Genomic DNA, 14,357 nt, shown 5'->3' on the forward strand with positions numbered 1-14,357 from the left:
TTTAGCGGCTACTTCGCCTTCTTCTTCTTTGTCGAATTCGTCCCAGCTCAGCATGACGTGTCGTCTCCTGCGTGAGGGCTCAAAGGTGCCCGTGTGAAACCGGATGGTTGGGTGTTCACACGGCCCAGAGGCCGCGGTGGATCTTAAGGAATCGTTTGTTGCAACAGCTCGCGCAGGCAAATAAACGGAATTAGGGTCACGGGTTCTGCTTGAGGCTTGAGGTGCGCAGCGACAGGCGCGTGCTTGCGCGAAGGCCTCAGGTCTGGCTCTTCATCCCAGTGTAAAGGGATATTGCAGGCCCGATTTACCCGCGCATTATAGGGAAAAAATCGGCTTTGTGTTGCGGCGGATGGTCACGATGGAGGGCCAAAATGGTGTGGTTTTCGGCCAAGGCGTGTGTTTGCAAGGCTTTGCCAGGCTGGGATTTTTTTGACGGGCGGCGGGATGTTTTTTGTAGGGCGGGGGAACTGGGCTTCTGGGGAGTAAAAATGCTGGGAAGGGTGCAAGGTTTTGAGGTGTTGGTGTGGCGGGTATCGATTTCGCGAGCAAGCCCGCTCCCACATTTGGCCCCAGGTGTGTCAGCTGGCTCTTTGCCGCAAGAACGATTTCTTGCGGCGAGTAAGATCAGGATTTAACGTCCTGATAAGAAGTTATTATCCGTTAGAGCAACCATTGCCCATCACTTGGTAATTAAGAATATGGCGTTGGCCTTGTGAGTCTTCATATTCCATTGTGACCGGCACGACTTGGCAGACATTGGGGATGTTGCTCATGGAGAGTACTTTGGCGACATCCAAGTGTGTGCTGTAAGTGTAATCTTCAACAATCGGGGCGTTCTGGCCGGCCAGCTCGGTCGGGGCTTCGTCGGCCAGGGCGACGGTGGCGCACACGCTGCTGAGGGCCATAACTACGAGAGCTTTCATTTCTTTACTTACCTTCTTCAGGGCGAAAGGGGTCACGGGGCCCTTATGAGGCCGCGTGTGTAACTTAAGAGTTGGGAAGTTCGGATTAACGTTGCCTTCGTGGGGGCTGTTACGTTGTTAATCACGTTGCCTTGGTTGGCGGAGTTGATTCTAGGCTCGCGAGTTATATTCATATACCCGTGCTTTTGATAAACACTATTGGCGGTTTTTGTAATAATCCCGTGGTAAAGGTTTTTTCATCGGACGTGAAAGCCACGCAGGGCGCGGGCCAGAGCCGCATACGGGCATAGCAGGGCAATGTGTAGGGGCTTGTTACTACCATCGTCGAATGGTTCTATGGGGCTGCCCCGGCTACAACAGGGGCCATACAACAACAACTATGTCACCGAGGTAAGAAAGATGAGTGCGGCTTCCCTGTACCCCGTTCGCCCCGAAGTAGCAGCCAACACGCTGACCGACGAGGCGACCTACAAGGCCATGTACCAGCAGTCGGTGGTCAACCCCGATGGTTTCTGGCGTGAGCAAGCCAAGCGCCTTGACTGGGTCAAGCCTTTCACCGCGGTCAAGCAGACCTCTTTCGACGACCACCATGTCGACATCAAATGGTTCGCCGATGGCACCCTGAACGTTTCCTACAACTGCCTGGACCGTCACCTCGCCGAGCGTGGCGATCAGGCGGCGATCATCTGGGAAGGCGACGACCCTTCCGAAAGCCGCACCATCACCTACCGCGAGCTGCATGAAGAAGTCTGCAAGTTCGCCAATGCCCTGCGCGGCCAGGATGTGCACCGCGGCGACGTGGTGACTATCTATATGCCGATGATCCCCGAAGCCGTGGTCGCCATGTTGGCCTGCACCCGCATCGGTGCGATTCACTCCGTGGTGTTCGGCGGTTTCTCGCCTGAGGCTCTGGCCGGTCGCATTATTGACTGTAAGTCGAAGGTGGTTATCACCGCTGACGAAGGTATCCGCGCGGGTAAGAAAATTCCGCTGAAGGCCAACGTCGATGACGCGCTGACCAACCCGGAAACCAGCAGCATCCAGAAGGTCATTGTGTGCAAGCGCACCAATGGCAGCATCAAGTGGAACCAGCACCGGGACATCTGGTACGAAGACCTGATGAAAGTGGCGGGCACCGTGTGTGCGCCCAAAGAGATGGGCGCCGAAGAGGCGCTGTTCATCCTCTACACCTCCGGTTCCACCGGCAAGCCTAAAGGTGTGCAACACACCACCGGCGGCTACCTGCTCTACGCAGCCCTGACCCACGAGCGCGTGTTCGACTACCGCCCGGGCGAAGTCTACTGGTGCACCGCCGACGTTGGCTGGGTTACCGGTCACACCTATATTGTCTACGGCCCGCTGGCGAATGGCGCGACCACGCTGCTGTTCGAAGGTGTACCGAACTACCCGGACATTACCCGTGTCGGCAAGATCGTCGACAAACACAAGGTCAATATCCTCTACACCGCGCCCACTGCGATCCGCGCGATGATGGCTTCGGGCACCGCTGCGTGCGAGGGCGTGGATGGCAGCAGCTTGCGCTTGCTCGGTTCGGTGGGTGAGCCGATTAACCCGGAAGCGTGGGACTGGTACTACAAGAACGTCGGCCAATCCCGTTGCCCGATCGTCGACACCTGGTGGCAGACCGAAACCGGCGCCACCCTGATGAGTCCATTGCCGGGCGCTCACGCGCTCAAGCCGGGTTCGGCTGCGCGCCCCTTCTTCGGCGTGGTGCCGGCGCTGGTGGATAACCTGGGCAACATCATCGAGGGCGCTGCCGAGGGCAACCTGGTGATCCTTGATTCATGGCCAGGCCAGGCGCGTACGCTGTACGGCGACCATGACCGTTTCGTCGATACCTACTTCAAGACCTTCCGTGGCATGTACTTCACCGGTGACGGCGCGCGTCGCGATGAAGATGGCTACTGGTGGATCACCGGCCGAGTGGATGACGTGCTGAACGTGTCCGGCCACCGCATGGGCACCGCCGAGATTGAAAGCGCCATGGTTGCTCACCCTAAAGTCGCCGAAGCGGCGGTGGTGGGTGTGCCGCATGACATCAAGGGCCAGGGCATCTATGTGTATGTCACGCTCAAGAATGGCGAGGAGCCAAATGAAGCGCTGCGCCTGGAGCTGAAAAACTGGGTGCGCAAAGAGATCGGGCCGATTGCTTCGCCGGATGTGATCCAGTGGGCACCGGGCTTGCCGAAGACGCGCTCGGGGAAAATCATGCGCCGTATTCTGCGCAAGATTGCCACGGCTGAGTATGACGGGTTGGGGGATATCTCCACGCTGGCCGATCCTGGGGTGGTGGCGCACTTGATTGAAACGCACAAGACCATGAACGTCGCGTAAGGCGAGGTAGGTGGGACAGAGCCCCATTCGGCGTGAGCTGGGTGGGGCTTTTTTGTGGGGCTCGAAACCGATGAAAATCCCCTGTGGGAGCGGGCTTGCTCGCGAATGCGGTGGGTCAGCTACATATCTGCTCACTGATCCACCGCATTCGCGAGCAAGCCCGCTCCCACATTTTGAATGTATTTCAGGGCGGGTGACGGTGGTGTCTGACGGGGTCGCGCAAACACGAAGCCAATAAATATCGACTTCTCTCGTAGGAGGTTTCTGAATGTTACCGAGAAAGCTAAATGTGTAACCCCACACCCAAGCCTGAGGCAAAGTGCTACGTTCGAGCCCCTAAAAGCCCCGTTTTAGACACCCTCGGGCATAAGATTAAACGCCAGACTTGCCGTGCTAGAAGGGTTTGCGAATAATAGGCCCGCAATTTGCAACATCAATAGGTTTAATGTCTTTTGTCCTTGCATAAAAAGCAAAGGCTGTCAATGTGCTGAAACCGCTTTCTCGGTGCTTCTGTAAATTGTTGTCGCATTGAGGAAATATCGACTTCCGGCCTATCGTTAGAATGCCGATCACTCGCTCGTCGTCTCCAGTATTAATTCGGAGTAGGACGCAGCACCGCTATTCGGTTTCACTGAAGTCGCATCGTGGGCCACGGCTCATACTGCTTTTTGCCCTATACCGATGGAGTCCCAAGATGAAGAAACTTGTGCTGTTGGGCGCCCTGGCGCTGTCCGTGCTGTCCATGCAGGCTTTCGCTGATGAGAAGCCCCTGAAGATCGGCATCGAAGCGGCTTACCCTCCGTTTGCCTCGAAGGCGCCGGATGGCAGCATCGTCGGTTTTGACTATGACATCGGCAACGCCCTGTGTGCAGAGATGAAGGTCAAGTGCACCTGGGTCGAGCAAGAGTTTGATGGCCTGATCCCAGCGCTTAAAGTGCGCAAGATCGACGCGATCCTGTCGTCCATGTCGATCACCGAAGATCGCAAGAAATCCGTGGACTTCACCACCCGCTACTACCTGAGCCCAGCGCAGCTGGTGATGAAGGAAGGCACCACGGTCAGCGACAGCCTGGATGAATTGAAAGGCAAGAAGATCGGCGTGCAGCGCGGTTCGATCCACGACCGTTTCGCCAAGGAAGTCCTGGCTCCTAAAGGCGCCACGGTTGTGCCTTACAGCTCGCAGAACGAAATCTACCTGGACGTGGAAGCCGGTCGCCTCGATGGCACCGTGGCTGACGCCACCCTGCTGCAAGACGGCTTCCTGAAAACCCCGGCCGGTAAAGGCTACGCGTTCGTGGGCCCACAGTTCACCGACGCCAAATATTTCGGCGACGGCATCGGCATCGCTGTACGCAAAGGCGACAAGGCCAACCTGGACAAGATCAACGCTGCTATTGCCGCGATCCGTGCCAATGGCGAATACAAGAAGATCCAAGACAAATACTTCGACTTCGATATTTACGGCGCTGACCCTAAGTAACTCGTCCTAGCTGTCTGTCCAGAATGGCGCAAGCAACAGAATTCCTGCGGTTTGCGCCATTTTTTCATCCCCCCTTTTCGAGGACCTGAATCATGTTGAAAGGCTACGGGGCCGTCATCCTCGATGGCGCATGGTTGACGCTTCAGCTCGCCTTGTCGTCCATGGCCTTGGCCATTGTTCTGGGTCTGATCGGGGTCGCGTTACGCCTGTCGCCGGTGCGCTGGTTGGCCTGGCTGGGTGACTTGTACTCCACGGTGATCCGCGGGATCCCCGATCTGGTGCTGATTCTGCTGATTTTCTACGGCGGTCAGGACTTGCTGAACCGCGTCGCGCCGCTGCTCGGCTATGACGACTATATCGATTTGAACCCCTTGGCCGCCGGTATCGGCACCCTGGGTTTCATCTTTGGCGCTTACCTCTCGGAAACCTTCCGTGGCGCCTTCATGGCCATTCCCAAGGGCCAGGCCGAGGCCGGCCTTGCGTATGGCATGAGCAGTTTTCAGGTGTTTTTCCGGGTGATGGTGCCGCAGATGATTCGGCTGGCGATCCCTGGGTTTACCAACAACTGGCTGGTACTGACCAAGGCCACCGCGCTGATTTCGGTGGTGGGCCTGCAAGACATGATGTTCAAGGCCAAGCAGGCGGCAGATGCCACCCGCGAGCCTTTTACCTTTTTCCTCGCAGTGGCGGCGATGTACCTGGTGATCACCAGCGTGTCGTTGCTGGCCCTGCGCTATCTTGAGAAGCGCTACTCGGTAGGCGTAAGGGCGGCTGATCTATGATCTTCGACTATAACGTCATCTGGGACGCTATGCCGCTGTACCTCGGCGGGTTGGCAACCACCTTGAAATTGCTCGCCATCTCGCTGTTTTTCGGCCTGCTCGCCGCCTTGCCCCTGGGCTTGATGCGGGTGTCCAAGCAGCCGGTCGTCAATGGCGTGGCCTGGCTCTACACCTATGTGATTCGCGGCACGCCGATGCTGGTGCAGCTGTTTTTGATCTACTACGGCCTGGCCCAATTCGAAGCCGTGCGCGAAAGCTTCCTCTGGCCACTGCTGTCCAGCGCCACGTTCTGCGCGTGCCTGGCCTTTGCGATCAACACCAGCGCCTACACCGCCGAGATCATTGCCGGTAGTCTCAAGGCCACGCCAAACGGTGAGATCGAAGCAGCGAAGGCCATGGGCATGTCGCGTTACAAGCTGTACCGCCGCATCCTGTTGCCGTCCGCCCTGCGCCGTGCGCTGCCGCAATACAGCAATGAAGTGATCATGATGTTGCAGACCACCAGTCTGGCGTCCATCGTCACCCTGATCGACATCACCGGTGCTGCGCGCACGGTGAACGCCCAGTTTTACCTGCCGTTCGAAGCCTATATCACCGCCGGCGTGTTCTACCTGTGCCTGACCTTTATCCTGGTACGCCTGTTCAAGTTGGCCGAGCGCCGCTGGCTGAGCTACTTGGCGCCACGGAAGCACTGATATGGAACGTATCGATCACCGTTTGCCCTGGGGGCACCTGGGCTGCGAGCGCCAACTGAGCGTATTTCGTTTCGGCAGCGGCGAGCGCAAGGCCTACATCCAGGCCAGTCTGCACGCTGATGAATTACCCGGCATGCGCGCGGCCTGGGAGCTGAAAAAGCGTCTCACCGAGTTGGAACAGCAAGGTGCGCTCAATGGCGTGATCGAGTTGGTGCCGGTCGCTAACCCGATGGGCCTTGGCCAGTTGCTGCAAGGCAGTCACCAAGGCCGTTTCGAAGTTGGCAGCGGCAAAAACTTCAACCGCGACTTCGTCGAGTTGAGCGCGCCGGTAGCAGCGCTGCTCCTAGACACGCTGGGTGATGATCCGCATGCCAATGTGCGCATGATTCGCCAGGCAATGACCGATGCACTCGCCGCGTTGCCCGAGCCAAGCAGCCAGTTGCAAGGCATGCAACGCATACTGCTGAGCCATGCGTGCAGCGCGGATATCGTCCTCGACCTGCATTGCGACGCCGAAGCCGCGCTGCATATGTATGCGTTGCCGCAGCACTGGCCGCAGTGGCGCTCGCTGTCGGCGCATTTGAATGTAAAAGTCGGCCTGCTGGCGGAAGACTCCGGTGGCAGCTCGTTTGACGAGGCCTGTTCGCTGCCGTGGCTGCGTCTGTCCCGGGCGTTCCCTGAGGCGCAGATTCCGCTGGCGTGCCTGGCGACGACCCTGGAACTGGGGGGGCAGGCCGACACCGGCCGTGATGAAGCGATCTTCCACGCTGAAGGCATCCTTGCGTTCCTGGCCGAGCAAGGGTTGATCAAAGGCGAATGGCCCGCGCCGCAGTACGAACCCTGCGAAGGCTTGCCCTTCGAAGGCACTGAATTATTGTTTGCGCCCCATGCCGGTGTGATCAGTTACCTGCGTAGAGCCGGTGACTGGGTGGAGGCCGGCGAGCCGATTTTTGAAGTGATTGATCCTCTGGAAGACCGCGTCAGTATCATTCGCGCGGGCACCTCGGGGGTGTTGTTTGCCGTTGAACGGCTACGTTATGCCCAAGCGGGTTTCTGGCTGGCCAAGGTGGCGGGGCGCGAAGCGCTGCGTCACGGGCGCTTGCTCAACGACTGACCACCTGTTTTTGTGAGAACCGACCGCATGTACAAACTTGAAGTCCAAGACCTGCATAAACGCTATGGCAGTCATGAAGTGCTCAAAGGTGTGTCCCTGGCCGCCGCGGCCGGTGATGTGATCAGCATCATCGGTTCCAGTGGTTCGGGCAAAAGTACTTTTTTGCGCTGCATCAACCTGCTCGAGCAACCCCACGCCGGCAAAATTCTGCTCAATAACGAAGAGCTGAAACTGGTGGCCAACAAGGACGGCGCCATGAAGGCCGCCGACCCCAAGCAGTTGCAACGCATGCGTTCGCGCCTGTCGATGGTGTTCCAGCATTTCAACCTGTGGTCACACATGACCGCGCTGGAAAACGTGATGGAAGCGCCGGTGCACGTGCTGGGTATGTCCAAGAAAGAGGCGCGTGAGAAGGCTGAACATTACCTGGCCAAAGTCGGCGTGGGCCATCGTAAGGATGCATTCCCCGGTCATATGTCCGGTGGCGAGCAGCAGCGCGTGGCGATTGCCCGCGCCCTGGCGATGGAGCCTGAGGTCATGCTGTTCGACGAACCGACCTCGGCGCTCGACCCTGAACTGGTCGGCGAAGTGCTCAAAGTGATGCAGGACCTGGCCCAGGAAGGCCGCACCATGGTGGTGGTCACCCACGAAATGGGCTTTGCTCGTGAAGTGTCCAACCAGCTGGTGTTCTTGCACAAAGGCATCGTCGAAGAACGTGGCAACCCGCGCGAAGTGCTGGTGAACCCGCAGTCCGAGCGTTTGCAGCAGTTCCTTTCGGGCAGCTTGAAATAATCAAGACTGCTTTTGTGCACCGAGTTAGTGCATGCTTGCCAGTCTTGAGATCGGCTCAATCCCCTGTGGGAGCGGGCTTGCTCGCGAAAGCGGTGGATCAGTCAGCAGATGTGTAGCTGGCCCACCGCATTCGCGAGCAAGCCCGCTCCCACATTGGATCTCCATATGTTTTGAGATTTGTGTTGGTTTCCGGGCTAGCATTGGCCTTTGTCTTCATTACCGTTCTTCGCTTCGGATAGCATTCCATGACCGCCCATAAAATTGGTTTCCTGATTTGGCCCAGCACAAAAGCCCTGACGCTTGCGCTGGCTGAGGAGGCCTTGCGCGTTGCTCAGCGGGTGCATCCGGACGTGGTCTACGAGTTGTCGTTTCTGCTCGCGGAGCCTGCCACCGACGGTGCCTGGCAATTGCCGGGCGAGCCATGGGCCGGCAAGCTCGAGGGTTTCCAGAAACTGTTTCTGCTCGCGGATGAGCCGCCCACGGTGATCGCCTCCCAATTGAGCACCGCGCTCAAGCAGTTGGTGCGCGCAGGGTGTGTGATCGGCGGTTTGTCGGCCGGTGTGTACCCACTGGCTCAATTGGGCCTGCTCGATGGCTATCGCGCCGCCGTGCACTGGCGCTGGCAGGATGATTTTGCCGAGCGTTTCCCCAAGGTTATCGCCACCAGCCATCTGTTTGACTGGGACCGTGATCGCCTGACTGCTTGCGGTGGCATGTCGGTACTCGACCTGCTGCTGGCGGTATTGGCGCGCGATCACGGCGCTGAACTGGCTGGTGCAGTCTCCGAAGAACTGGTGGTGGAGCGCATCCGCGAAGGCGGCGAGCGCCAGCGTATTCCGCTGCAAAACCGCCTGGGTTCCAGCCATCCCAAGCTGACCCAGGCAGTTTTGTTGATGGAAGCCAACATTGAAGAGCCGTTGACCACCGACGAAATCGCCCAGCACGTGTGCGTGTCGCGACGACAGCTTGAACGAATATTCAAGCAATACCTCAATCGCGTCCCCAGCCAGTATTACCTTGAGCTACGCCTGAACAAGGCCCGCCAGATGCTCATGCAAACCAGCAAGTCGATCATCCAGATCGGTTTGTCGTGTGGGTTCTCCTCGGGGCCGCACTTCTCCAGCGCCTACCGCAACTTCTTTGGCGCGACCCCGCGTGAAGACCGTAACCAGCGGCGCAGCAGCAGCCCGTTTGAACTGTCCTCGGTGCCTTCCGAGCGCGGCTGAGCCTGTTCACTCTTCCCCCTCTTCTTCGGACGCAGTGTCGTCGAATGTTGGCAGGGGCTGTCGAGCTTCGGGTACACCAAAGTCCACGGCCGTACGGCGGTAATAATGGCGCAGCTTGGCTATCGTCTCCGGCGAGAAGTGGTTGCCGCTGAAATTGAAGCCGTCAGCCATGTCAGCGTCTAATTCAAACAGGTCGTCAGGAAGCTCGGTCAGTCGGTTGTTGCTCAAGTTCAGTACATCGAGCCGTGGCAGGTTGAACACTCCCCTGGGGAGTTCGGTAAGTCCGGCGTTTTCGATCATCAAGGTCTCTAACCTGGACATTTTGCTGACGTCCGGGGAAATTCCCAGCTCAGTATTGTGACTCAGGTCCAGTGATTCAAGCGTGTACAGGTCGCTCAATGCAGCGGCGCTTTTTTGCGTCAACCGGAGAGTGCTTTGCGTCAGGTTGAGCGCTTTGAGCTTCGGTAGCTTGAATACGCCGGCGGGAATGTCTTGCAACGTATACCGGTGGATAAACAGGCTTTCCAGGTTGGGAAAGTGCTCGAGAAATCCCTCGGGGATCGATGTGGTGTCCGCGCCTATCAGTTCCAGCCTCGAAATAGGCTCGAAATCAACCCTCAGTACCGGCAGATCGCCGAGCAGCGGCACTGTTAATTTCATTGCGTGGAAGTTTTGCAGTGGCACCTGTGCCAAATCCAGGCTGGTTTCCCGTCGCCAGCCTTCCTCCAGCTTTGCCTTCATTTGGTCACGAAGGTCTTGTTGGTGCGCTTGTGCCTCCAGGTCCATCGGCGCGCCCGTCAATGGGTGCTGTTCGGGTGCGTTTACTGCCCATTCTCCCAAGTCTGCTTGCAGGCTCTCGTAGTCTGTTTTTAAACGTACGAGTATTGCCATTGAGTCATCCAGGCCACCGGGTAGCCTGAAAATAAAGTTATTGGCCTTATTGAGGGTGTAGGTGGGGTAGAGCGCCTGAACCAGTTGACGCTCAGCGGGATGAGCGTCTGCGCCAAAGTGTTCGCCGGTTCTCTGGCAATAGCTTTTGATTTGCTCCAGCGTGGCGCGTGAGAGTGGGTTACCTGACAAATCAAAGACTCTGGCGGCTTCTCCGGGCAGGTTGAAGAGGTCGGCGGGTAGCCTGCTCAAGTAGTTGTGGCTGAGGTTGGCACTCGTCAACGGGCGGCGATTGACCAAGCCTTCGGGGAAGAGAGAAATCTGGGTTCGGCTCAAGTTCAGTGTCTGCATGTTGGCCATGCGTCTCAGGTCGGGGGAGAGCGACAGTTGAGTGTTATTAGAGAGGTCCAGGTTTCGAAGCTCGGTCAAGGTGGCAAGGCTTGCACGGTTTCGAGCGGTCAGGTTCAGGTTGCAATTGCGCATCGTCAGGCTGTTGAGATGGGTGAGTCCTATCACCTCGGCGGGGATTGTGTTGAGGGCAATATCGCTGATTTCCAACGTACGCAGGTTGGGGAAGTGAGTCAGAAAGTCGGCTGTGCCTCGGGTGGTGCGGTAGCCCGTCAGTTTCAGGTTGGAGATGTGAATGAAGCGCGTGCTCAGTGTCGGGAGCTCGCCGTAGATGGGGTCGAGCTGCAATAGGCGGCCTTCGCTGAAGCCAGGGTCCATTGGGGTTTCATGACGCCAGGCGCGGATCAGTTGGTGTGTCCACATCCAGCGGTTGAGTTGCTCGTCGGCAAGGCTCGCGGGAGGGAGTGGTATTTGGGTGCCAAGAAGGGTGCGCGGGGGGTTGAGGCGCCAGGTCGATAGGTCGTTTTCGAACTGTAAAAACTCGTTCTTTAGGGACTGAAGCGTGCGCAGGGGCGTGCCGGACTGAGTGCGCATGAAGTTCAGTATATCGCTCACTTGTGCCGGGTTCAGGCGGGGATAGAGGTCATGTAGTAAATCGGCCTCCAGGCTGTTGCCTGGTAGGGCCGGGGCGGCGCCGTAGCCCTCCATGCCACCGGGCAAGCGCATCAGGTTCGGGTCGTAAAAGGGTTTGCGCACAGGATGCTCGGCCAGCAAAGTGCCAAGCGCTTCACGTGTCAGTGTGTGTTGACGCAAGGTTTGCCTCAGCAGCGGGCCTTGGCCGATATGAATGCCCAGTGCGTCGCGCTGCGCATCAGGCAGTGCCTGGAGGATGGCCGTGTAGAAGTCGGTTTCTGCAAGCAGGGCGCCCTTGTCGTCTTCGGGGATGTAATCGCCCTCGGCAGTCCGCACGATAGTGCGTAGGGTCGGTGCTTGGGGGTTGCCGATAGCATCTCGGACCTTGCCGGTACGGCTGAAGTCGGTGACGACCAGGCGCACCTGCGGCGACCATCCCGGCAGGTTTTCCAGCGAATGCAGGGCGAGCCGATGGGTGTCACTGCTTTCCAAGGCGTCCATGTACAGCCCTTCATGGGCCCGGCTGATTCGCACTTCATAAGCGGCCCAGCGTGCGCGGTCAATCACCGGTGTGGGCACGCTACCTTGATCAATGTCCAGCAGCTCTTGACCGGTGGCGCTGCGTAATACTTCTTCGGCAACGCTGGTTGGCAGGCCAGGGGTGGTGTCGATGATTTTCTGCAGGCGCGCACTCTCGGTTATTTCAATTTTTCGATAGCGCGAGTCAAACATTGCGGCACGTTTGTCTTGGGCTTGGCGTGCCAAGCGTTTGCGCAGTCTGGCGGTGCGCACCTGCATGGGCGGGAGGGGGCCGCCGAGTTCTTCTTCGAGCAAGGTTTTGCGCTCTGATTCATCCAAGGTTTCCAGCAGGGTTTTCAGCAGGTCACCATTATTCATCTGGGCTTCGTGTATTTGCGCCACGGCCGCGTTTTCCTGGCCACCATGCTCCCAGACGGTTTCCCCCTTTGCGTTGAGAAACCGCAAGGTCTTGGACTTGGGCCATAGCCCGGTCTGGCTCAGCAGCCACAGTTGGGTCTGGGGGTCGGCTTTTTGATAAACCAGGGGATCATCACTGTTCATCTGGTCGATGAAGTCTTGTAACTGCTCATCGATCTTGATGCGCTTGAGTGTGTCGACCAGTAGGGGCGGCGGCGGCTGGTGGTCCATGTACATTTTACGCAGGGCGCCATCGTCCGTCGCGCTGATGCGCTGGGCGTGTTCAAGGCCCGCCTGACTGATGCTGTCGGCCGGCGGGCCGAGGCGGCGCAGCAGGGTGGTGCGATCCCACGTCAGCGGGCGATCCATTGGCGTCAGCCAGGTGCCCTTGCCATTTCCGACTATCTGCGGACGGTAGGCGTGCGCACGGGTGGGATGCGCAAGGTAGGTGTTCCCCGACTGTTGTTCGACGCAAAAATGCTGCCCATCGAGTAGCAGGATCTGTTTGTCTTCATGGGCATGCAATCCCTGCGGGTTGGGGCGTGACCCGGCGCCGAGTTGAATGTCATGGGCGTAGGGCGCCAGATTTGGCTTCCACAGGCGGGGTTTGCCAGTGGCGGTGACCGGCAAGAGCGAGTCAATAAAGTCCCATAGCTCTTTCGGTAGCGCCTGTCGCAGCAGGTTTTCTACAAGCGGTACGCCAACCACAAACATGCCCAGTTGCACGGCTTGTTCAAGGATGGACATCAGGTGCCCGAATGCCTGCTTTTTGAGCCCTTCGGCCCAGTCGATGATGCCTTCGAAAACGTCATCGAGCAGTTGATAGGCGGTGTAGCCGAGCATCGCCAACCCCAACGGTGGAATGAAGGGGGCGGCGATGAACGCGGCGATTTCAAGAATGGTTTCACCGATTTTTTGCGCAATATCCCAGCGTCGCCAGCGTGCCTTGCTATCGGCGTCGGCGGTGGGTACGGCTGTCACCCGCCCATCATTGAGCAGTTTGTTGAGCTTGTTCTCATACAGATGCTCGTAGAGGTCGCCGGTGATTTTTGTCGCGTAAAATTGCAGGTTGGGGTTGCTCACCGGTTCATCGCGCCAGGTGGGGCGTGGGTCGCCGGCAACCTGCTCGTGCCACACCACCTCTGACAAGCGGTTGTTGAGGTCGGCGAAAAAGTAGCCTCGATGTTCATGGCTGACGAAACGGCTGAAAAACGCCTGATAGTCGGTGCTGCGTAGCTTGTTGGCCAGGTCCTGCATGAACGCTATGCCGTTGGCGTAATGCTTGAGGGGGGACTGCGGGTCGCCAGGAATGTAGGCCACCATCGGCACCGCGCTGCGGTGTAGCTCCAGGTCGGGGGCGAACAGCACGATACCGGTCAGTGGTGCGTTCATCAGGCTCAGGTCGTGGCTGAGTAGCGTCTTGCCGTCGAGCTCACCGGTTAAGCTCTTTAGAAAGTGGCTAAGTGTATAACCGTCCGAGCGCGTCACATCCTTTTTCAACAGGGCCAGCTGCAGGCTGGCTTGCGCCTCGGCTTTCAGGCTCTTGATGACTTTGTTACGCAACTGCGCCTTGAGAACCGGGTTTTTGAAACCGAAAAAATGCTTCAGGTAGCGTTGGTATTGCTTGCCGATATCGAGCTTGCGGCACAGCCCGATGAACTGCGCGATGCTGATTTGGTCGCGCAACTGGGGCAGTGTGTCGAACTTCATTGTGGCGGGTGGTTGGACAGTGGCGGTTGACTTTGCGGTACATGCCGTTGTTTGGCTTTCCTGGGGCTGAGTGTCGAACGGCCCTGTGGCGGGCGATTGGATCATGAAGGTCGACTCTGCGGTATACGCCGTTGTTTTGCGTTCATCCGCGTCGAAGTTGTGCAGTGCCGCCTCCACCAATGACACGGTCCAAGCGTCGGCTCCCGTCTCGATGGGGAGCAGGGGCAGGTTCCTAAGGCTATACAGGCGCAGATAGGTGGTGCTGACATCGGACTCAACGTCAAACTGCTTTTTGAGCGCTTGTTGCAGTAACGGGGCCGCAAATGCTTGCGGCGATTGGAGTGTTGCCAGGGCCGCATCGACCTGGTTTTGCGCCTCCCAACTGGTCTGCACTGCACTTTTGAGGGGCGAGTGTTGCAAGCGATCGGCCTCGCCATACCAAGCGGCGAATTCAAGCGAGGTGCTTTTCAAGGCT

General features: G+C 58.2%; 9 protein-coding genes. 7 read left to right on the forward strand and 2 right to left on the reverse strand.

Features of this window, described 5'->3' with window-relative positions:
• Positions 1–653: 653 nt before the first annotated feature.
• On the reverse strand, positions 654–923 hold the full coding sequence (locus tag FW764_RS02630) for a DUF2790 domain-containing protein (RefSeq protein WP_446432632.1): 270 nt from the start codon (positions 921–923) through the stop codon (positions 654–656).
• A gap of 399 nt (positions 924–1,322) precedes the next feature.
• Here FW764_RS02630 and acs point away from each other — a divergent pair, with 399 nt between their 5' ends.
• The 7 genes from acs to FW764_RS02665 all read left to right on the forward strand — a co-directional run bounded on the left by acs (position 1,323) and on the right by FW764_RS02665 (position 9,367).
• The gene (acs, locus tag FW764_RS02635) at positions 1,323–3,278 is read left to right on the forward strand and encodes an acetate--CoA ligase (protein ID WP_446432633.1); all 1,956 of its coding nucleotides are present in this window, start codon (positions 1,323–1,325) and stop codon (positions 3,276–3,278) included.
• 694 nt (positions 3,279–3,972) lie between these two features.
• Complete coding sequence (locus tag FW764_RS02640) at positions 3,973–4,758, forward strand: ABC transporter substrate-binding protein (RefSeq protein WP_446432634.1); 786 nt, start codon at positions 3,973–3,975, stop codon at positions 4,756–4,758.
• Between the two features lie 92 nt (positions 4,759–4,850).
• Entirely contained in the window at positions 4,851–5,540 is a 690-nt protein-coding gene (locus FW764_RS02645) for an ABC transporter permease (protein WP_053257623.1), read from the forward strand.
• Entirely contained in the window at positions 5,537–6,235 is a 699-nt protein-coding gene (locus FW764_RS02650; RefSeq protein WP_446432635.1) for an ABC transporter permease, read from the forward strand. The genes FW764_RS02645 and FW764_RS02650 overlap by 4 nt, the downstream gene beginning before the upstream one ends.
• 1 nt (position 6,236) lies before the next feature.
• Complete coding sequence (locus FW764_RS02655) at positions 6,237–7,349, forward strand: succinylglutamate desuccinylase/aspartoacylase family protein (protein WP_446432636.1); 1,113 nt, start codon at positions 6,237–6,239, stop codon at positions 7,347–7,349.
• 27 nt (positions 7,350–7,376) lie between these two features.
• The gene (locus tag FW764_RS02660) at positions 7,377–8,141 is read left to right on the forward strand and encodes an ABC transporter ATP-binding protein (RefSeq protein ID WP_005790637.1); all 765 of its coding nucleotides are present in this window, start codon (positions 7,377–7,379) and stop codon (positions 8,139–8,141) included.
• A 245-nt stretch (positions 8,142–8,386) separates the two neighbouring features.
• Positions 8,387–9,367, forward strand: coding sequence for a GlxA family transcriptional regulator (locus FW764_RS02665; protein WP_057975155.1), 981 nt, complete (start codon positions 8,387–8,389; stop codon positions 9,365–9,367).
• 6 nt (positions 9,368–9,373) lie between these two features.
• On the opposite strand, the gene FW764_RS02670 is transcribed toward FW764_RS02665, so the two are convergent.
• The gene (locus tag FW764_RS02670; RefSeq protein WP_446432637.1) at positions 9,374–14,353 is read right to left on the reverse strand and encodes a dermonecrotic toxin domain-containing protein; all 4,980 of its coding nucleotides are present in this window, start codon (positions 14,351–14,353) and stop codon (positions 9,374–9,376) included.
• Positions 14,354–14,357 lie beyond the last annotated feature (4 nt).

Source organism: Pseudomonas sp. 1152_12 (genome assembly GCF_052850675.1).